The organism is Aquimarina sp. AU58, assembly GCF_900312745.1.
Classification (GTDB): domain Bacteria; phylum Bacteroidota; class Bacteroidia; order Flavobacteriales; family Flavobacteriaceae; genus Aquimarina; species Aquimarina spinulae.
This window is the reverse complement of record NZ_OMPD01000005.1, coordinates 14,219-36,187: the sequence shown is the minus strand read 5'-3', so window position 1 is coordinate 36,187 and position 21,969 is coordinate 14,219. Positions and strand designations below refer to the sequence as shown.

Sequence of the window (21,969 nt, the reverse complement as noted above, 5' to 3'; positions counted from 1 at the left end):
TGATGGTTGTGTTTTCATGCGCTTGTTTTAGTGTTTAAAAGAGGGCCACAGATAACCTAAGGCGATTAAAATAATCATGTTGTGATATGGGGGTTATAATCATATAAGTTTCATTAAGTTTAAAAATTAATAAGTCTGTAGTTTTCGTTTTGTAGTTGTACCAATGCGGTCATTGCAGATAATGCAATCTGTATTTCGGGAAGTGCATCTTCTTTAGAAATATTTCGATATGCCGCAGTCTGCCCGCACAAAATTAATTGGACTCCTTTTTTTGCTAAAGCAGAAAGAAGTGGAGCATTGGGGTTGTTAATATGGTATTTGGCTTTATACTTTGTATTGTTTAAGATATCATTTGCTGCCGAACCATGAATTACTAATGCAACCTTTAACTTTTCGAGTGGCACATCAGCATCAGCATGCATATTAATATATCTCGCAGCGGTATTAAAAAGAGGGTTTACTTTTGAGCTGTCTTTAAATGTTCTTCCAACATCAAATACAGCTTTTAAATCATGCCGCATTTTGGTTTTAAAATCCGGATCGCTAACTGTATAGGTTTTGCCATATTCAGTTATTATTTTACCTTCTTTAGATTTTTGTTGAGAAAAAATAAAAAAAGGAAGTAAAATAAAAATGTAGGATGCTATTCTGTTTTTCAAGCTTTAATTTTTGCTTCTAAAGATATTCAAAAATCTATTAATGGAAAGTTAAAATATTATTTTGATCTTTTACACAAAAAAAGCATATCCTCTAAACTAAGGAAGATATGCTTTAATAATTCTTATTTATAGGTTTACTGTCTTACAAATTTACCAAGAGGTTTGTTGTTAATTAAAATGATATATAACCCATGAGAAAGTTCTGATATATCCATTTCGGGAGTAGGTGCAGTATCAATTAATACTTGCCCTTGTATGTTAACGATTCTTACAGAATGATCATTTATTGTTATGCCATCTATATGCAATATTTCATCATCATTAACCGGGTTGGGGTAGTAGGTAAATGTTTTATTCTCCTGGCCCAAATTAAGTAGGGATTGATCAACTTCAAATGCTTTAGAAGTTATACTACAGCCAGCTTCGTTAGATACCTTTATTATATGTTCTCCTACTTCGGTAGGTAGATATTCTGCTTGATTAGCATCATCAATAGGTTCATCTTTATAATACCATTGGTAAGAAGAAAATTGAGATGGTACAAATAGCATATGGTTTTGATTTACAGCTATTGCAGGTTCTTCTGGATTTTCTGATACAATTGCTTTTACTTCTGTTCTTGTTGTTGTAGTACAGTTACCAATAGCTCCTTCTATGTAATAGGTCTGAGTAGCATCGAGTGCTGGAGTCCCATAGGATAATCCAGATGCGATACTGGTACCTCCGGTTGCAGTGGTATACCACTTATATTCGCTATTTCCTGATATAGTTATAGTCACAGATTCTCCGGCACAAACATTTTGATTTGTTACAACCGGGAGATTAGGAAGATTTATAGAAATAAAATCTGATTTTTCTTTAGTATTATTTCCAGAATCATTGGTTGTCGTAAGGGATACAGTATAGTTTCCATTAGTAGTATAAGTATGTGTTGGGTTTTGTTCTGTAGATGTTTGACCATCTCCAAAATTCCATAAATAAGAACTTATTCTATTGGTAGAAGTACTTTGAAATTCTACTACCGAACAGTTTGTAGTTGCTTCGAAATCTGATAATGGAGGTTGTTTATCGTCTCCTGGTATATAATTACCCGATATAGAATAATTACCCAACGAAGAGTAATCAGAATATCCATTAGCTAATGTTCCTTCACCTACACCATCAATCTCAATATAATAAATTCCTTCTGTAAGGTTTTGATTAATCGATGCGGTAAGTCCGTTTGGATCAGAGAGTGCTACTTCCTGGCCAAGTTCATTTAGAATTCTTACCTGGATGTTTAGATTGGGATAATCGGGATCGGGATCAAAAGACAGGGATACATTTCCGGTTTCTACCGCAAAAGAGAAAACATCTTTATCTTCTCTAGTACTAATTAGTCCAAAATTTTGATCGGCACTTACTGCTCCAGAAGGAGCTACTTTAATTGCTGTAGCTTCGTTGAAGGTATTACCATGGTCATCATTTTGAAAACCAACACCGTTTCTATTATTAGAGATGATTGCGATATCATCCTGAGTATTTGTTGCATCGGGATATTCTCCGCTACTCCAATGTCCTAATGTTTTATTAGCGCTCCATCCCATAATTGGGCTCCATTCTCCATGCCCTGAGTAGTATGTAGTACCTGGTTTACCATCATGTGATAGTCCCAAAGTGTGGCCAACTTCATGAGACCCTGTCTCACCAGCAGATCTTGTTCCCAAATTATAAACCCAGCAAGGGTTATTGCTATTCGACGAAAACGAATTTAAGTAAGCAACTCCTCCAGAATCCGGAGCAGCATCTTTTGTAGTCGTAAAAATGCACATCATTCTACGATTTTTAGGAGCTGCATCAAAAAGATCTCTTCTGGTAGTAACGTTTAGATTAAATGGGCGAAAATCTTCGGCCATGATTTTCCAAACTTTGATTATTTTTTCGTCAGAGAAATTAGGAGATTGCGCATCAATTGTAGCACCACCAAGCCAACTTGTGTTAGAAACTAATTCTCCATCAAAATCAAGATAAATAATACCAGGTGCTCCCGGAAGACTTTCTAATTGAGGCGCTGCTTTTGAAAATGTAGTTCCAGGGTCAATGTCTTTTGTATTTGCTTTTTCAAAATCTACACAAAGAATTGTATTGATATCGGCTTCTTTTACATATACCTGACCATTGGATTTAGAATATAAAGTATATGCTTTTTTTAAATCATGAAGTATGATATTTCCTTTTAACGAATTGTTCGTTTTGGTAAAAGAAAATGAAGATAATGAATGATTATTAACAGTACCTATTAAGGTAAGATCCTGATCGGTTTGATTTTGTACATTAAGTTTAAAAGAAAAAGACTGATTATTAGCAATTTTAATTACTGAAGGCTTACTTTTTTTTGGGTTAATCAGATTATTTATAAAATTTTGTTGATTATCTGATATAAGGTATGATTTATCAGACTGACCGTAAGTATTATATCCTCCTATTACCATCATAATAAGAAGAAAATACTGTACTGATTTTCTTTTCATGTTGAGTTTGATTATTAAGTAATTATTTCGACTGCAATTTCTACTACAACTAAATATTCTTAGTTTTAGTATAATAAGGCGTAATATAGACTAAAAATACCAATATTGTTGGCTATAGCATCTCTGCATTTAGGTAAAACAAAAACAGTATACACGTATTTCTATATTCAAAATACGTATATACCATTTTCGGGATCTAAATTTAGAATGTAAAAATTAACTACATATCTAGATATAGAAATAGTGGCGTCTATACATAATACATAATTATGAAATGCTTATGATTCTTTCTAACGGAATGATTGTAGACTGTTTTAAAATAACTTCTTTATCGGTTATTCCCCATATAGTAGTTTCTACTCTTTTTAAACCTTTATCATCTACGAAGACAATTCTTACTTTATGATGTTCTAGATTTCCTAAAGAGAGGGCTCTTTGTAATTCTAAGAATCGATCTATTTGATCTTTTCTTTTATTTAAAACATCTTCTTTGGGGAATTTTAAAAATTTAATCTGCTCTTTTTGTACCATTTGTACATTCATGTTTGGGGCCATAAGTGCTGAGTTTGGTTGAATTTTTATTTTAATAAAAATTAGTGTTTACTTTTCGTTTCTGCTAAATATAGTACATTTTGTCCTAAAAAAGTGCATTTAATCTATATTTTTTATTAAAAAGATATCAACTTGTAAGAATTTTTATTGTTAATAATCTTAGTTAGATAGATACTAAATTCATTTGTTTTTTAACCCTAATGGATAATAGGTATTGTATTATATATCGCTGTTAATTATAAGATATTTGGTGAAATTTATTTTTTATTTACCAATTGATTGTTTATGATATACATGATAATTTATCAATGTTGAAAAGATATTGGTGTTTGATAAAAGTTATTGACTATGATTTGTTTACAAAAAAAGCAAAGTACGTTTCCATAACCGTAGTTCTTTCCTTAAATTTCGCCTTTAAATATAATGTTACTTTGGAAGAATATTTAGCAGAATTAAATGATGCACAACGAGCGCCTGTACTTCAGATAGATGGGCCTATGATTGTTATTGCTGGTGCTGGCTCGGGTAAAACAAGAGTACTTACATATCGTATTGCTTATTTGATGCATAAAGGGGTAGATTCTTTTAATATATTATCCTTAACGTTTACCAACAAAGCGGCCCGCGAAATGAAAAAGCGTATCGCAAATATTGTTGGTTCAAGCGAGGCTAAAAATCTTTGGATGGGTACGTTTCATTCAATATTTGCAAAAATATTAAGGTTTGAAGCTGATAAATTAGGCTACCCGTCTAATTTTACAATTTATGATACTCAGGATTCCCAACGATTAGTAGCTTCTATAATCAAAGAAATGGGACTCGATAAGGATATCTATAAATATAAGCAGGTATACTCCCGTATTTCTTCATATAAAAACAGTTTGATAACTGTAAAAGCATATTTTCAGAATGCAGAACTGGTAGAAGCCGATGCTATGGCAAAACGCCCTAGGTTAGGAGAGATTTATGAGCATTATGTAGATCGTTGTTTTAAGGCTGGTGCGATGGATTTTGACGACCTTTTATTAAAAACGAATGAGTTATTGAACCGTTTTCCCGAAGTACTTGCTAAATATCAAAACCGATTTAGATACATCTTGGTAGACGAGTATCAGGATACAAATCATTCTCAATATCTTATAGTAAGAGCATTATCTGATAAGTTTCAGAATATCTGTGTGGTAGGAGATGATGCGCAGAGTATTTATGCTTTCCGTGGAGCGAATATTAATAATATTCTTAATTTCCAAAGAGATTATGATAATGTACAGCAATATCGATTAGAACAAAATTATAGATCTACTAAAAATATTGTAGAAGCAGCAAACTCTATTATAGATAAAAACAAAACCAAACTGGATAAAGTAGTTTGGACTGCTAATGACGACGGACCTAAGATAATTGTAAATCGATTATTAACAGATGGAGATGAAGGTCGATATGTTGCAAGTTCGATTTTTGAAAACCAAATGCAACATCAATTAGGTAATGGGCAATTTGCAGTATTGTACAGGACCAATGCGCAATCCAGGGCTATAGAAGACGCGTTACGCAAACGAGACATAAAATATAGAATCTATGGAGGACTTTCTTTTTATCAGAGAAAGGAAATTAAAGATGTATTGGCGTATTTACGATTAGTAATTAATCCTAAAGATGAGGAGGCTTTAAAGCGAGTAATAAATTATCCAGCCAGAGGAATTGGTGCAACAACCGTAGATAAACTGATAGTTGCAGCAAATCACTATGATCGTTCTATTTTTGAGGTGATCGAAAATTTAGATCGTATTAATTTAAAGATTAATAGTGGTACTAAAACTCGATTAGAAAACTTTATTAACATGATCAAAAGTTTTCAAATCACTAATGAGACTTCTGATGCATTCGTATTAGCCGAAACGGTGGCTAAAAAAACAGGGTTGCTACAAGAACTAAAAAAAGATGGTACTCCAGAAGGTATTGCCAGGATCGAAAACATAGAAGAATTGCTTAATGGTATACGTGATTTTGTAGAAGGACAGAAAGAAGTAGCAGATGTAAGGGGATCATTAGCAGAATTTTTGGAAGATGTAGCTTTGGCCACAGATCTGGATCAGGATACAGGGGATGATGATAGAGTAGCGTTGATGACTATTCATTTGGCTAAAGGTCTAGAGTTTCCATATGTGTATATCGTAGGAATGGAAGAAGATCTTTTTCCATCAGGAATGAGTATGAATACCCGAAGTGAGCTTGAGGAAGAACGGCGCCTGTTTTATGTAGCATTAACACGAGCAGAAAAACAAGCATATCTCACCTATACACAATCTCGTTATCGATGGGGTAAACTGGTAGATGCCGAACCTAGTCGGTTTATTGAAGAAATAGATGAGAAATTTTTAGAATATATTACACCAATAGAAAGTTATCGATATAAACCATTAATTGATTCTGATATTTTTGGAGAAGTCGATAAGAGTAAATTACGACTTAAAAAACCAGTTTCTGGGGCACCACCGTTAGCACATAAACCTACAGAAGAACAATTACGTAAACTAAGAAAACTTAGACCTACATCTAGTGACACGACCGATGTATCGTCTAATACGAATCTCTTCGATGAGGATCTTATACCAGGAACGGCAGTTGAGCATATGCGATTTGGTAAAGGAAAAATTATTAAAGTTGAAGGGGTTGGGCAAGATAAGAAAGCCGAAATTCATTTTGAAAAGGGAGGGATTAAGAAGTTATTGCTTCGTTTTGCAAAGTTGAAGATTTTATAATATTGCTAATTGCTTAAGTTAGGGATTAGTTCTCTATACTGTATTTTGTAGTATCTTTATTTATAATCACTTTATATGGCAGAGTTCATAAAATTATACAATGAAAACCCAAACCCTCGAGAAATACAACAAGTAGTTAATTGTTTACGTAACGGAGGATTGGTTATTTATCCTACAGATACAGTGTATGGATTAGGGTGTGATATTACAAATAACAGAGCTTTGGAACGAATTGCACAGATCAAAGGTGTAAAACTAGCAAAAGCTAATTTTTCGTTTATATGTAAAGATTTAAGTAACCTTTCTGATTATGTAAGGCAAATTGATAATGCAACATTTAAATTATTAAAAAGAACGCTTCCGGGGCCATATACTTATATTCTTCCGGGTAGTAATAATTTGCCTACGGTTTTTAAAAAAAGAAAAACGGTCGGTATTCGTGTTCCTGATAATAATATTTGCACAACTATCGTAGAAGAATTAGGAAATCCTATTGTATCTACTTCGATATACGACGAAGATGAAGTAATAGAATATACCACAGACCCAGAATTGATATTAGAAAAATGGGATAATCTGGTCGATATGGTGATCGACGGTGGATATGGGGATAATATACCATCTACAGTTATAGATCTTACCAGCGGAGAACCGATATTACTTAGAGAAGGTAAGGGGAGTATTGATATTATCTAGCTTAGATAAAAAGCTTTTTATGAACGTTGCTTTCTTACACCAGTATGGTCTATTCCCTGGTTTCGTTCTAATCTTATCATTTCTTTTGGTCTAAAATTTAGTATTAAAGCTCTTCGTTGACTATTTGTAGTATTTCCTTTGCTATAATGTAGTGTGAAACCATCATGAAAAGTACATCCGCCAACCTGTAGAGGAACAGGTATCGCATTAGTTGTATCAGTGTCACAATATAAAGCTCCTCCATTTGGTAAATTGTTATGTTTTAATATGTGTTGATCTGGTACCGGAAGAAACCACATACAACCATTACTTTCATGTACATTATCTAAAGCAATCCAACAACTTACAGCTCTTTTATCGGGTAAATTTATCCAATAAGCAGCATCTTGATGCCATGGAGTTGGAGTATTAGTATGAGGTGCTTTATTAATAAGCATATCAAAATCTAATTCCATATCATCTCCCAGTAGTTTTTTTGCGTAGTGTAATGCTTTTTTATACGCTATATGATCTAGTATTTTTGGTATTACCAAACTAGGTCTCATGATCTGAGTAATCCGCTCAATTACTTTACTAGTATCATCCAACCCTGCCAAATCACTTCTTAAGTGTGTTGTTTTTTCCTTATCATTCAATACACTATTGTATATCTCTAACAATTTTTCGACTTCTGTGTTATCAAAAAGTTGATCTATTTTGGTATACCCGTTGGTTAAAAACTCATTTTTTGTAGTGTCCATTTTATAGTATTGATTTTATCCAAAGATGAATAAAACATCTTAATGAATCTTCTAAATTTGTACTACCTTACTTTTTTATACAAAATGAATACAAATTTAGAAGAACGTATAGTACATTTTTTATCAGATTATGGTATTAATGGTTGCTTGCAGTTTGGATATTATAAATATTCTAAAGCGCAACCCCAATTACCAATACATGAACATCGCAATGCTATAGAACTATGTTTTTGCATTAAGGGAGAGCAACATTATGTAATTGGTGAAGAATTATTTCAATTGCATGGCAATGATATTCTTATTATTCCTCCTAATAAAGAACATGGGACCGGCGAATACCCCGAGGATAAAGGAGAGCTATTCTGGTTACAAATCAATTGTTCTGATAAGCGAGATAGATTATGTAATTTATCAGAAGAGCATTCAAAATATCTTCTACAAGCGTTAGAGAAGACTTCAGAACAGGTTTTTAAAGGAGCATTTCAGATTAAATTTATGCTCGAAAAACTTTTAAATGAACTGAAAACAAGCAGTACTGTTTTATCCGAAATTACTATAAATCAACTTATTGTTCAGACTATATTAGAAATATTGATCCTTTCGAAGAGAAAACAAGATAGTCCTCCTTTAAAAAGATTAAATGATATCGATACTTATGTTTTGAATAATTTACACCGTATCATCTATGTTGATGAACTAGCAAATATTTGCGATGTTTCTGTGGGATATTTTAAATCTTGGTTTAAAAACACCAAGGGTATGCCTCCTAAAGAATATATAAATAGGTTAAAAATCGAGCAGTCAAAAGTCGATTTATTGAAGAAAGATAGTATTACTACGGTAGCTTTTGACTTAGGGTTTAGTTCATCACAATATTTTTCAACCACTTTTAAAAAGTTTACGGGATATACTCCAAAAACCTATATCTCTATACAAAGAAATAGAACATAGCTTTTTAGTTTAATAATACCCTCCTATACAACTGATCTATACTTGCAATAAGGTAAGAATTATGTCTGATTTTAGTATAAAACCACGTATAAATACGTGTATAATGCCGTAGGATTTTTATTAACTTTAAGAAAACTTAAAACCAATAAAATGAGTACTAGGAAACTACCTAAATTCAGAATTTACCCATCTATAGGCATTGCGCGATTAGGAAATGGTCCCGCTACAAAAGATCAGGTTATTTTTAGTCCAGAGGTTCCCTGGGCTAATTTGTTTGATACAGATCAACACTATCTTACCGAAGAAGGAGCTTTAAAAAAGCAAGCTCAGCGATTTTATGTTTATGAATGTGATGACAATGGGGTACCCGTTAAGCAAATAGATGCTAGTGATTATGATATTGAATGGACGGTAGAAGTAGCTAATAAGAAGCCATTTTGGTATGATTTTAATAATAGTCTGGATCTCTCTGTGTTATCCGAAAATCAAAACTTATCTCCAAATTTTGCAAAAAACAAGCTGGCACCTGGTATTGGAGCAAAACGAAGAAATCCTAATGTACTAAACCAGTCGATGAGAGTAGAAGGAGGATATGATTATCGTAAAGAACTAGTGAATCACCCGGGAAAGACAAAAGTTAATGCTAATGATCAACGTGAGGTGATTCGAGGGAAGTTTCCTTCGGATAATGGTGGGGTTAGTAAATTAGCAGCTAGTATGAATACGTCTTCTAAATCTGTTGACCTTGGTACTATCGAGTATGACGAAGGAACATTAATTTTTTATGGAGCAGATGGTATTTCGGCTTCTCTAAACCCATCGGATCTTAATAATGATTTTGCAGATAACTCTAATTGGTATGATGATATATGTGATGGAAGGGTTACAGCATCTATTGTTTCTAAGAAAAGTGGAGATACGTATCATTTGGATGATGCACTATCTTCTGCCTGGGTAGCCACTGCACCGCCAGATTATGCACCTCAGATTCAGCCAATATCTACGATGTTTGATTTAATTGCAGGAGCAGCTAATGAGAGCTATGCTCCCGAGTTAAGCCTGGTATTTCCGATATTTTATCGTCTCTATAGGATGCAATGGGTTAATCTAGGAGATTTCCTTTCTCCATCATTTAAGGAAACGATCGATAAACTTATGGCAGATGGGAAATTTAAATATCTTTATAAAAAAGAACCAAAAGAAGAAGCAGATGCTGTGAGAAAACAAATATTCGATCTCTTTAGAGACCCTTCATATCATTATAATAATGAGCCTATAATACCAAGCAAAGATAAAACTGATGTTGTAAATCGAGGTAGTGGAACCGATGAATTAAAACTTCCTTATTATCCGGGAGATGCTATAGACTATCCAGGAAGCCCAGCTCAGTGGTTTGCTATTCCACCAATGCTCTATGAACAACTTGAAAACTGGAAAGATGGTAAATTTGAAACGTCTCCTGATTTTGATTTTCAGACTATAGATGAGATGGGAGCATTTTACCAAAATCAATTTTTAGAAGCTGCCAAAGATGAATCTAAAAAGCCATTATTGATGACCAGAGCTGTATTAGAAACGTTATATGGTGGAGGTTTTCATCCAGGAGTAGAGTTAACCTGGCCTATGCGGCATAATCTTATTTATGCAGAGAATAGTATGATATATCAATGGATAACCGAAGGGGCTTTTAAATATGGGTTTTATGGATTAAGAGAAGTTCGTCTTAATGCTGCTACTAGTAAAGAACAAAACGATATATTTTATAATGATTTTGGATTTCAGATGAATTCTGAAGATATTCGTGAATCTATGAATCCCAAAAATGAAAAAAATTGGTTGTGGAAACTTACACCTGGTGATCTTACCAAATGGATGGGGATTCCGTGGCAATCTGATGCAGGTAGTTGTCAGGCAGTTTTTGTAGAGAAACAATATCCTATTCCGTCATGGTGGGCAGCTAATTTACCTGTACATGTGTTTCCTCAGGAAAGTTACCAAAAGCTTCTCGATCCCAATATTTTGGAGGATACCAAACGTAATATTTATGCAAATCGCTTGGCCTGGTTGCACACTGCAGATACAGGTTTTATAGGATATCATGCAGAAGGAGGGTATCTTAACGGACTCATTAATATGGTATATCAATGGGATAAAATAGGAATAGTCACCGGTAGAAAATTAGATATAGATATAGAAGGATTACCCAAAACGGTATATGTTTCTTATAGTGGAAAAGAAGCTGATAAAAAATAATGAATACAGATGTTATTATTGTAGGTAAAGGTATTGCAGGATTAGTGTTGTCATTTCTTTTGAAGAAAAAAGGAATACAACATCTGGTTTTGGATCGTAAAAGTAAGAAGAAACACTTTGCTTTGGCAGAGACATTGCCTCCTTCTTCAATGCCTTTATTACATGCTCTTGATCTCCTAAAGGTATTTGAAAAAAATGCGATCAGGAAAACATATGGGTATCATTCAATGTGGGGGAATACAAGGATATCGAATAACAATTTTTTCTCTCAATTGTCATATAAAAATGGTTTAAAAATTAATAAGAAAGCTGTAGTAGATGATCTCGAACAACTATGCGATGAGAATGTGATGCGTTATGAAAAAATGTTGAATATGGTAATTTCTAAAGAAGAAGTTAGTGTAGAAGTAGAAAATAATCATCAAAAACAAACCATTACTGCAAAAATGATTATTGATGCAACAGGCAGAAATCGTGCTATTCTTAAAAAATTAAATATACCTATTCGATTATATGATAACCTAATATCTTTTAGTTGTCACTTACCAAAAGTAGAACATCCAAAATTGACATACGATGTATTTGTAGAATCTTTCGAAGACGGGTGGGGGATTGTTTCTGGTTTAGATGAGAAAACCAATGTGTTGTCGATTTTTACGAATAGAGAAAACCTTGTTCAACTAAAACTAAGAGAGTATTCTGATTGGCAATCGGTGTTATCTAAAACAACTTTGTTAAAAGATTTTCTGGTAGAGCAATCTGAAGTAAAAATTATAGGATCAGATGCAAACTCATCTATAGCCAATTATTTATCAGGAGAAAATTGGATGGCGGTAGGTGATGCGGCTTTATCTTTTGACCCTCTTTCTTCTCATGGTATCGCTAATGCAATTTATACAGTTAGAGAAGCTTCAAATGCTATAGAATCCTATATCGTAACAGGCGACAGAAGAGGGTTTGTAACATATTCTAAAACATTATTTTCTGTTTTCGATAGTTATTATTTGGTGAAAAGTGAATTGTACAAAGCAGAATCCAGGTGGAAAGAATCTTCTTTTTGGAAGAAATTTTTCCAACAAGGAGAAGAGAGGGGTAAAGACGAAACTCATAATTTTCCCAGACAGAATGGTACAGGTATTATTTTGGATTAATGAAAGAAAATACTACTCAATGAAATACAAAAAGGGAGATCAAAATGATCTCCCTTTTTGTATGATTAGAAAAATATTATTTTATTTCCCTGAAGCTTTTTTCATACCATCTTCAATCATATTATAAAACTGATCAAGTTTTGGTAATACTACGATTCTTGTACGTCTGTTTTTTGCTTTGTTCGCAGCAGAGCTATTATCAGTTACTGGTACATAATAACTTCTTCCCGCAGCAGTCATACGTTTCGGATCAACTTTAAAGTCATTTTGTAATACTCTTACTACAGAAGTAGCACGTTTTACACTTAAATCCCAGTTATCCAAAAGTACTTTGTTTTTGATAGGCACATTATCTGTATGACCTTCTACTAAGAATTCGATATCTGGCTTATCATTAACAACTTTTGCTACTTTGCCTAATACTTCACGAGCTCTTGCAGAAACATTATAGCTACCACTTTTGAAAAGTAACTTATCAGAAATAGAAACATATACTACTCCTTTTTCTACATTAATCTCGATATCCTCATCAGCAAGATTTCCTAAAGCTCCCTTAAGGCTTGTTACAAGTGCTAAGGTTACAGAATCCTTTTTGGTAATAGCATCCTGCATAGTTTTAATTTGTAAATCTTTTTCTTTAATACTTTCTAGAGATTTTTCTAGATTTTCTGCTTCTTTAGTAGAGAGAGTGGCCAAATTACCTACATTGTTTAATAGAGCAGAGTTCTGATTTTTAAGGTTAGATACTTGATCTTGAAGAACTTTAAGTTGCGAAGTCGAACTTGCTTTTTCTTCAAGGCAGCTATTTAGTTTAACCGTTGCGGAGTTTAATAAATCTTCAGTTTCTTTGTTTTTGGCTTCTAATTCTGAAAACTTCTTCTGCGAAACACAGGAAGATAGTAGAATTGCTAGAGAGGCCCCAATAATCATTGCTTTTTTCATTAGAAAATTTGTTTTTAGTCTTATTCTGGTTATATAACTCAAAATTATTAAAAATGTGACGTAATGCTAGGTCATTAACAATAATTTATTATATCTCCTTATAATTGATCAAAATGTTTACGTTTTAAAATAAAATACTGCCATACAACGGAAAAAAGAGAATAATATTTCCCCGTTTTTGAAAGTTTTTTGCGTTTTTTATTAAAAGTGTTAAAATTGGTATAGAAACTAATATGTGCTTTGAAAATAGCTGCAAAATGAGAAAATTTTCCTTGTGTAATAAATCTAATTGCAGCAAGCCCATCTAGAATCATTCGTATAAAAATCAAAAACCATACAGTATTTCCTGGTACATTTTTAATCAGAAGGTATAGGCTGTTTCTAAAATTTAGAAATGTTTTTCTTGGATTCATCGCATCCAAAGTTGCTCCTCCTAAATGATAAATCGTTGATGAGCCTTCATAGAGTATTGTATAGCCGTTACTGTGTACACGCCAGCAAAGATCGATCTCCTCCTGGTGAGCAAAAAAATCTTCATCTAGTTTTCCAACCTCTTCAAATACCTGCTTTCTTATAAATATGCACGCTCCACTCGCCCAAAATATAGTAGTAGTATCATCATATTGTCCGTTATCTTCTTCAAGAGTATCAAATATTCTTCCTCGACAATATGGGTATCCCAGCTTATCGATGTACCCACCTGCAGCTCCCGCATATTCAAAATGAGTTTTCTTTTTATAATCAAGGATTTTAGGCTGTATAGCTGCAACTTCTGTATGAGATTTAAACGTTTTAAGAATAGGAATTAACCAATCTTTAGTAACTTCAACATCACTATTTAGAAGGCAAAAAATATCTGCATCAATTTTTGATAAAGCATCATTATATCCTTTTGCATAGCCTCCGTTAACTTTGTTTTGAATAATTTTAACTTCAGGAAAAGTAGTCGTTACAAAAGCAACAGAATCATCTGTAGAAGCATTATCAGCAAGATAAATAGTAGCTTCCTTAGAATTTTTGATCACCGAAGGTAAAAATTGCTCTAATAAAGATCTTCCATTCCAATTTAATATGACGACTGCGATATTCACGTCTGCAAATTAATGAGTTTATTCTGAATATAACGGTAGCCTAACCGGAATTTTTTTAATCTGTAACTGGCAAAACTTTAATAGTTTAGATTAAAATGTATAAGTATATGTTAACGAAGTATATAACAGGCAACTCCTTCATATCGATACCCAGGTGCATTATTACCTTCGTTGCGATTTGTAGTGTAAAAATGATTTACAGCTGTACTGTTATAAAAACGATATAGTGGTATTCTACGGCTACCTCTAGATGCATATACATATCCCGCAATACCCAAATATTGATAACCAGAAGCATTAGTTATTTCTCTACGATTTGTAGAATAAAAATGATTTTTTGCATTTCTGTTATATGCTTTATATAGAGGAATAGTATTAGCTACTTTTTTATCAAAAACTTTACCTATAGCTCCTTCTAATCTATAGCCAGAAGGTGGTCTTCGATGAGTACTATAGTAATGATCAACAGCTCTACTGTTATAAAATCTATAAAAAGTTTTTGGAGTTCCTACAGGAGGAGGTGTTGTTTTTGGAAACAAATATCTAATAGCAATTTTATCTCCATTACTAAAATTATTAATTGTACATGCTTTTCCTCCATTCATTACGGATCGAGCATCTAGGTTCGGTGTTCCTGGTATCAGACTTCCAAAAGATTGATTTGTATGAGTAATCCCAACATTATGACCTATTTCATGTTGAACATTTGCTATTCTCATATTTTGAGTAATTGCTTTACCACAAAGCCTAGGGGAATCAAAATCAGGATTTACCCAAATTCCTCTACCGGGTAATCCGTTTCCAGTAGGGAATGTTCCTCGCCCAAAAACATTAGATGCTAAATTAATTGCGGGATCTTGCGAATCATACATGATCTGAATATGAGAATTGGAAGATGATGTGGTTACACTCAATTTGAGTTTTGAATTTACCGAGTTCCACCGATTAATAGCTTGCAAAGATGCATTTCTCCAATTCGCATCCATTCCTGGGTTGATAAAAACTCTTACATTGGAAATAGTAACAGATCGGGGGTGTCGCCTTTGCTTGGAAATTGGATTTTTGAAATCAGGATATTTTACATTTTTATAAAAAATGATATCTCCATCAACCAGATAATAATCTCCAAGATCTTCAATGACATCTTTTGAAAACCCCCATTTTTCTATGTTTTGTAGTACTGGATCATTTTGTTGTTCATCAGTACCTTCGTCTGATATTTTCTCATCAACCTCGCAGGAGGTAATAATAAGTATCAAGCAAGATATAATTGCAATGCTCAATGATTTGAAAAAATTCATAATTTTTAAGTTTTAAGATTTAGTTTTGCCAGTTAGTGAGTTATTAAGAATTGAAATTATTAGAACTTATTTTGATTCACAAACCAACATTCTTGATATTTATAAATCTAAACTTCAAATTCATAAATTTAAAGCAGTAGTTTTTCTGGATATGTGTTTTCGGCTTCTTACGAATGAGTATAGGGTAAAACTATTTGTAGTCTGGTATATCTTTTAGAAAAGTATACTGCTGGTCGGTATAATTCATTTGACAATAATAATGCTCTAAACCATTAGTGATCATTAAATATTCTGAATCTAAAGCAAGGTTGTATCTCGCAATTTGATCAAATACTTCTTGTGTGATTTTTATACGTGCAGATTTACACTCCACTATAAGAAAAATACTACCGTCTGAGTTAAATATAATAATGTCATAACGTTTGTTAAGTCCATTGAGTTGTATTAGTTTTTCTACATTAATTAAGCTTTCGGGATATTTCTTTTCTTCAATAAGAAAGTGAATAGTATGTTGCCGTACCCATTCTTCTGGAGTAAGAATGATAAATTTTTTACGAATTCTGTCAAAAATAGAAACTTTATTTTCGCTATTTTTGAACCTGAACTGATACCCTGGAAAGTTAAGCTTTTGCATAACACAAATTTGATGATTTTTTCTGAATGGATGAAGTAAAACAAATCGTAAGTGATATAAAAAATGGAAATATCAAACCTATCTATTTCCTTATGGGAGAAGAACCATATTATATAGATAGGATTTCTCAATTTATTGATAAGAACGTCCTTGCAGAAGAAGAAAAAGGATTTAATCAAATGGTATTGTATGGTCGTGATGTGAGTATAGAAGATATTGTGGCTAATGCAAAACGTTTTCCGATGATGGCAGAAAGACAGGTAGTGATTGTTAAAGAAGCCCAGGAATTGTCCAGAACGATCGAAAAACTGGCAGATTATGTAGAAAATCCACAGCCTTCTACCGTTTTGGTGATGTGTTATAAATATAAAAAGATAGATAAGAGAAAAAAACTCTATAAAGTAGTTGCGAAGAATGGAGTTATTTTTGAAAGTAAAAAGCTGTACGAAAACCAGGTTTCTGATTGGATAAGAAGGGTTCTTGGTGGGGCTAAATATACTATTGACCCCAAAGCATCTCAAATGCTGGTAGAGTTTTTGGGAACCGATCTTAGCAAAATAAATAATGAGTTAGAAAAACTAAAATTAATTATTCCTTCAGGAACTCAGATCACCGCCGATCAAATTGAAGAGAATATTGGGATTAGTAAAGAGTTTAACAATTTTGAACTTCGAAAGGCAATAGGAACCAGAAATGGAGTTAAAGCACATCTTATCATAAATTATTTTGCACAAAACCCCAAAGACAACCCATTAGTCGTTACGATTTCTTTGCTGTATAGCTTTTTTTCTCAGGTATTACAATATCATGGTTTGACCGATAAATCACAACGCAATGTTGCCAGTGCTTTAAAAATTAATCCATACTTTGTAAAAGATTACTCAGAAGCAGCTCGTAATTACCCTATGAAAAAAGTAAGTGGGATTATTGCTTACCTAAGAGACGCCGATGTAAAAAGTAAAGGAGTAGGAGCAACAAATCTTCCACAAGGTGATATTCTTAAAGAACTTCTGGTAAAAATAATGAGATAACTTATACTTTGGGATGTTATTTTTCTTAGCTAAATGACATTGTATTGTATGTAATAAGAGGAATTTGTCATACGTCCCAAATCATATCATTACTCTCTTTTACAGTAAACTCAAACTATAACTAGTACATACGATTTTCTAGTACTTGGATAGCCATATCTGTGTGCTTTTTATTCATTCGCTTAAATCATTGGTTTACGGGCTAAAAAAAACTTAATTCATCAGATAATAATTATTTTTTCAGAAGATTTCATTTAGATATAAACTAGATATTTAGCTAGTTTTAAACAAATAATCAATGAATTAATTATGAACTCATCTTGAGTAATGCCTTGACCTACAAAATTTACATTTTGCACTCTAATTTTTGTTGATTTTTTTAACCGTAGCTATAGCTATGCTGAAAAAAACCTACTTCATTATTGCACAAAAACCAAACTTTTTCGGCTGAAGCATTACTCAAGATGAGTTCTATAACAAAAACAGTAAGTTAAATTATTATGAAAAAAATGAATATTAGATTACTATCCTCGGTAATAGTTTGTCTTAGTTTGTGTACTACCTCTTGTACCCAACAGGAAGAAAACGAGGTTTTTGCAGAGGAAACCGAAGCACAGGTTAAAGTTACGGCACAGGGAGAATGTACCATTACCCCCGGTAAAACCCTTGAACGTATTGAAAATCCAAGAGATTTTGGTTTTGACCCTGAAAAACTTGAAAAGGTCAAAGACTATGCTAGAAGAATTGGTACCGATGCATTGTTGGTGGGCAAGTGTGGAAGAATATTGGTTGAATTTGGTAGACCAGGAACCAAATATGCAATCAATTCTATGAGAAAACCTCTTATGGGTGCAGTTTATGGAAAGTATGTAGAAAATGGAACTATAGATTTAACCAAGACATTGGGGCAGTTGGAGATAAATGATGTGGATGGATTATCAGAGCTAGAGCTATCAGCCACCCTAGAAGATGTTATTGGATTGCGATCAGGCGTATACCATAATACTATATTCGAAACTCCGAAAATGATCGCTACCAAACCACCTAGAAACTCACAGAAACCAGGTGATTTATTCTATTATGGTAATTGGGATCATGGTGCTTACGGGACTGTCTTCTCAAATGAAACTGGTTTGGACTTTTTCCGGGCTTTAAAAGAAGATATTTTAGACCCAATAGGAGTAAAGGGCTTCAGAACAAATGATGGAAGTTATATTAGAAGGCCTCGAATTACTGTTCACCCGGTTTACTCGTTGAAAATGAATGCATTTACTTTATTCCGTTTTGGTGTATTGATGTCGCGAGAAGGCGATTGGGGTGGTACGCAAATCGTTCCTAAAGATTGGATAAACGACATTACAAGTTATCATTCTAACGCTGCTATATATGAAAGGGGTGGAGCTGGGAAGTTTGCATGGTGGAATGGAAAAGCTGGTAATGAATTCCCACATTTCCCACATGTAACTCTATCATCAAAAGCATATCATGCTTTTGGGTTTGGGGGACAATACTTAGTGGTCGATCCTGTTAGAGATTTGATTGTAGTACACCAGGTGAGGAGTAATAGAGAGGTGACTCATGAGGAGATGGGAATGCTTCTAAAACTTATTTCAGATGCAAAAATCTAGTAATAAAAAGAGGATCTATCCATCATGTTTATATATGATGCTATCCTATTAAAATCTTGATAAGGGGAATGTATTTCCCAGAAATTTTTATAATCTGGATCATGCAAGAGAGGTTGGGAGAGTAAAAACATCTATTATAGTAGTTAGTAGAGATTTTTGCATCCAATTTAATTGCATGATCCAGATTTATTATTAGACACAAATAATTTGCTAAATTATTGATTAGTATATCATTTTACTCTTCTGGCTTCAAACGTTTTGAATAAATTATTTTACTCAAAAGCCTTAATATTATTGCCTACCTAAGAGATGCCGATGTAAAAAGTAAAGGAGTAGGAGCAACAAATCTTTCGCAAGGTGATATTCTTAAAGAACTTCTGGTAAAAATAATGAGGTAATTTATACCTTGGGATTTGTTGCAAAAACAGTAGCCTCGGTAATAAACCCTCGATCGTCCATTTCTAAAAGACTACTAATAGTATGGGCAATTTCTTCTCCTCTAGAAATCTATAACAAACGAATTTAAGAGAAAAATATTCTAGTACAAAAACAGATTTATAGTTTATTTAACTACAGTGTTAATGTTGTTTTAATAGAGATTAAGTGGTATAGAAACGTATAAAAAATGCAATGTATTTTTCTTTAGATATCATAATTTTACTTTCCAAAATGCCGAAATGACTTAAACTTTTTTTGAATCACTTCGGCTTAAAACACTAAACCAAAAGAATTTACCAACTTATTTATTAATTATATAAAAGAACAATTATGTTAGATGAAAAAGTATTAATTACTCCTCAAGAAAGGAATGTTAAGGATGAAGAAAATGATTTATTACAAATACACAAAGACTCATTCATGCGGTATCCATTATATAAATGGTATCAAATGGGTTTATTAAGCAAACCATTAGACGTTTCTGATGAAGATTATATAAAAGTAGAACGTTCTTATAACTATTTAATGGATAACGAGTTCATAAATGACAAAAATACCATTTATGGATTGCATACTAGTTATGGAGAAAATGAACGAAATAGAATAGATCCTGATGAGTGGAAAAACACACAAATAAATTTACTTGATTATTTGAGAGTGGGAATAGGAGAACCCTTACCAGAACCTGTAGTAAGAAGAGCGTTAAAATTACAAGTTATTAAAACAGGATATGGAGTATCAGCAGTTCATCCTATGACTTATAAAGCGTTACTTGAACTAGCTAATAGTAAGGTTATACCAACTGTTCCTAGAAAAGGTAGTTTGGGAGCCAGTGGCGATTTGATTTCTATGGCTCATGCCATTACTCCACTTTTCAAAAATAACGACCCTAAAGGTCCGAGAGATGTTATTGGTTTGGTTAATACAAATTCTATTATGGCATCATGGGCTATCCAATTAGATCATAGATTGAGGCAATTAATGACTTCATGTTTTGAGGCTGTTGCTTTAACATCAATCGCTATTGGTGCTGGTGAGGAACATTTTACTATTGGGTTAAATCATAATAGTGTACACCCAAGCTATGGTAATGCAGGTGGATTACTTATAGATCTTCGTAATAAATATTTAGAATCCGAACGTATTGTAGAAGGAGAGAAGTCTTTACATCAGGCACGTTATTCTGTAAGATGCTCCCCACAGGTACTAGGCCATTGTATGGATTTATTAGATTTTTCAGAAACAAAAATTAGTTCAGAAGTCATTGCCATTGCAGATAATCCTTTGATTCTGGAAACAGGTCCTTGGCATGGTGGCTTGTTTTATGCGATTGGTTTGGCAAGCGCAAGCGAATCGATGATGGAGATTACCCATAAACTTTCTGAGATGCTGGATAGACAAGTACTCATTTTAATGGATTCTCGTCTAAATGGGGGTTTGGAAGATAATTTACATATTGATGGTTATAATCATTGCAAAGGGATTCATCAATTGTTATCGGCACTATTTCAAGAAATAAAAGCCAGATCAACACCTGTTAGACAAATGAGTTTTTCATGTGAAGGAAATAATCAGGATTTAGTACCCTGCGGTATGACAGCATTAAATAATCTTAATGACCAACTTGATACATTTGAAGATATAGTTAGAGGTACTATGTTTTGTGCTCTAAGAGGAGCAATGAGCCGATCATCATTAGCTTTACCCAAAGCATTGAAATTAGAAAACTGGGATAAGTTTAACCTAAATACTGTAATGATATGATAATGGATCTTCAATTAACACATTTAACAGGAAACCTTGGTGTAGAGATATCTTCTATAGATCTATCTCATGAGCTGGAACCATCTATTCAAAAGAGTATACATGAACTTTGGATGGAAAGAGAACTACTGGTTTTTAGAAACCAGAATTTAACAGAAGAACAATTCATTCGATTTTGTAACGGCTTTGGTAAACTGGCTAAAAATTATTTCTTTTTTGATAAAGAATCCAAAGAAACCTCACCAATTGGTAAAGTGATAAAGGAAAAAGGAGATAAAATGAATTCTGGTGGTATTTGGCATCATGATCAGGGCTATTATGAAGAACCGGTAAAAGGAATAATGTTATATAGTGTCGAACTTCCATCAAAAGGTGGAGATACTATGTTTACTAGTTCTACTCTTGCTTATGAAAAGTTGTCACCGGCAATGAAAAACATTGTAAAATCCCTTAATGTAGTTCATAGCACACAATTGATGTTAAATAAGAAAAATGAACTAAAAGCATTAGAAAAAGAAAAGTCTGTTGTTTCAAAAGTAATGGACTCTATGCCATTAGAGACGGCTATACATCCGGCTGTTTGTGTAAATGAACTTACAGGAAAGCCTTTTCTATATGTTAATAGAACTACAACATTACAATTTGAAGGAATGAGTAGAGAAGAAAGCGCAGGTTTGTTGCAATTTCTTTATCAACATATAGAAAGACCAGAGTTTAACTGTCGCGTACGTTGGGAACCAGGAACTCTAATTTTATGGAATAATCATCAATTGTTGCATTATGCAGTTAATGATTATAACGAAAGAAGAGAGCTGTATAGACTACATTTTTCATCAGAAAAACTCAAAAAATACACCGGCGTGTAA

At 33.2% G+C, this 21,969-nt stretch carries 17 protein-coding genes and 1 pseudogene; 10 read left to right on the top strand and 8 right to left on the bottom strand.

Annotated elements, in window-relative coordinates; all coding sequences use genetic code 11:
- Positions 1-119: 119 nt before the first annotated feature.
- The 3 genes from DK441_RS00930 to DK441_RS00920 form a co-directional block, all read right to left on the bottom strand.
- Positions 120-659 carry a DsrE family protein gene (locus tag DK441_RS00930; RefSeq protein ID WP_109097074.1) on the bottom strand — a complete coding sequence of 180 codons (540 nt, stop codon included), beginning with the start codon at positions 657-659 and terminating at the stop codon, positions 120-122.
- 134 nt (positions 660-793) lie between these two features.
- Complete coding sequence (locus DK441_RS00925; protein ID WP_109097073.1) at positions 794-3,169, bottom strand: PKD domain-containing protein; 2,376 nt, start codon at positions 3,167-3,169, stop codon at positions 794-796.
- Positions 3,170-3,436: 267 nt separating this feature from the next.
- Positions 3,437-3,724, bottom strand: a complete 288-nt coding sequence (locus DK441_RS00920; protein WP_051473707.1) for a hypothetical protein — start codon at positions 3,722-3,724, stop codon at positions 3,437-3,439.
- A gap of 428 nt (positions 3,725-4,152) precedes the next feature.
- On the opposite strand from DK441_RS00920, the gene DK441_RS00915 reads away from it, so the two are divergent.
- A complete protein-coding gene (locus DK441_RS00915; RefSeq protein ID WP_074410056.1) occupies positions 4,153-6,483 on the top strand; it encodes an ATP-dependent helicase in 2,331 nt (776 codons plus the stop codon).
- A 75-nt stretch (positions 6,484-6,558) separates the two neighbouring features.
- On the top strand, positions 6,559-7,179 hold the full coding sequence (locus DK441_RS00910; RefSeq protein ID WP_109097072.1) for an L-threonylcarbamoyladenylate synthase: 621 nt from the start codon (positions 6,559-6,561) through the stop codon (positions 7,177-7,179).
- Positions 7,180-7,196: 17 nt separating this feature from the next.
- On the opposite strand, the gene DK441_RS00905 is transcribed toward DK441_RS00910, so the two are convergent.
- A complete protein-coding gene (locus tag DK441_RS00905) occupies positions 7,197-7,919 on the bottom strand; it encodes a phytanoyl-CoA dioxygenase family protein (RefSeq protein WP_109097071.1) in 723 nt (240 codons plus the stop codon).
- Positions 7,920-8,003: 84 nt separating this feature from the next.
- On the opposite strand from DK441_RS00905, the gene DK441_RS00900 reads away from it, so the two are divergent.
- The 3 genes from DK441_RS00900 to DK441_RS00890 all read left to right on the top strand — a co-directional run bounded on the left by DK441_RS00900 (position 8,004) and on the right by DK441_RS00890 (position 12,274).
- The gene (locus DK441_RS00900; protein WP_109097070.1) at positions 8,004-8,870 is read left to right on the top strand and encodes an AraC family transcriptional regulator; all 867 of its coding nucleotides are present in this window, start codon (positions 8,004-8,006) and stop codon (positions 8,868-8,870) included.
- Between the two features lie 150 nt (positions 8,871-9,020).
- Positions 9,021-11,123 carry a LodA/GoxA family CTQ-dependent oxidase gene (locus DK441_RS00895; protein WP_160111898.1) on the top strand — a complete coding sequence of 701 codons (2,103 nt, stop codon included), beginning with the start codon at positions 9,021-9,023 and terminating at the stop codon, positions 11,121-11,123.
- Positions 11,123-12,274, top strand: a complete 1,152-nt coding sequence (locus DK441_RS00890) for an NAD(P)/FAD-dependent oxidoreductase (RefSeq protein WP_109097068.1) — start codon at positions 11,123-11,125, stop codon at positions 12,272-12,274. The genes DK441_RS00895 and DK441_RS00890 overlap by 1 nt, the downstream gene beginning before the upstream one ends.
- An 81-nt stretch (positions 12,275-12,355) precedes the next feature.
- Here the strand turns inward: DK441_RS00890 and DK441_RS00885 are convergent, their stop codons facing one another.
- From DK441_RS00885 to DK441_RS00870, 4 genes are all read right to left on the bottom strand, one after another.
- Positions 12,356-13,216 carry a flagellar motor protein MotB gene (locus DK441_RS00885; protein ID WP_109097067.1) on the bottom strand — a complete coding sequence of 287 codons (861 nt, stop codon included), beginning with the start codon at positions 13,214-13,216 and terminating at the stop codon, positions 12,356-12,358.
- A gap of 98 nt (positions 13,217-13,314) precedes the next feature.
- Entirely contained in the window at positions 13,315-14,307 is a 993-nt protein-coding gene (locus DK441_RS00880) for a glycosyltransferase family 2 protein (RefSeq protein ID WP_109097066.1), read from the bottom strand.
- 110 nt (positions 14,308-14,417) lie between these two features.
- Positions 14,418-15,608, bottom strand: a complete 1,191-nt coding sequence (locus DK441_RS00875) for a M57 family metalloprotease (protein ID WP_109097065.1) — start codon at positions 15,606-15,608, stop codon at positions 14,418-14,420.
- 190 nt (positions 15,609-15,798) lie between these two features.
- Positions 15,799-16,242: a type I restriction enzyme HsdR N-terminal domain-containing protein gene (locus DK441_RS00870; protein ID WP_109097064.1), complete on the bottom strand. Its 444-nt coding sequence runs from the start codon at positions 16,240-16,242 to the stop codon at positions 15,799-15,801.
- Between the two features lie 26 nt (positions 16,243-16,268).
- Between DK441_RS00870 and holA the strand changes: the two genes are divergently transcribed.
- The 5 genes and pseudogenes from holA to DK441_RS00840 all read left to right on the top strand — a co-directional run bounded on the left by holA (position 16,269) and on the right by DK441_RS00840 (position 21,969).
- Complete coding sequence (gene holA, locus DK441_RS00865) at positions 16,269-17,273, top strand: DNA polymerase III subunit delta (RefSeq protein ID WP_109097063.1); 1,005 nt, start codon at positions 16,269-16,271, stop codon at positions 17,271-17,273.
- Positions 17,274-17,782: 509 nt separating this feature from the next.
- Positions 17,783-18,901, top strand: coding sequence for a serine hydrolase (locus tag DK441_RS00860; protein WP_160111896.1), 1,119 nt, complete (start codon positions 17,783-17,785; stop codon positions 18,899-18,901).
- A gap of 293 nt (positions 18,902-19,194) precedes the next feature.
- A pseudogene (locus tag DK441_RS26980) lies at positions 19,195-19,299 on the top strand (DNA polymerase III subunit delta); the annotation flags it as partial.
- A gap of 370 nt (positions 19,300-19,669) precedes the next feature.
- Positions 19,670-21,103, top strand: a complete 1,434-nt coding sequence (locus DK441_RS00845) for an aromatic amino acid lyase (RefSeq protein ID WP_109097061.1) — start codon at positions 19,670-19,672, stop codon at positions 21,101-21,103.
- Positions 21,100-21,969 carry a TauD/TfdA family dioxygenase gene (locus tag DK441_RS00840; RefSeq protein ID WP_109097060.1) on the top strand — a complete coding sequence of 290 codons (870 nt, stop codon included), beginning with the start codon at positions 21,100-21,102 and terminating at the stop codon, positions 21,967-21,969. Before DK441_RS00845 ends, DK441_RS00840 begins: the two co-directional genes overlap by 4 nt.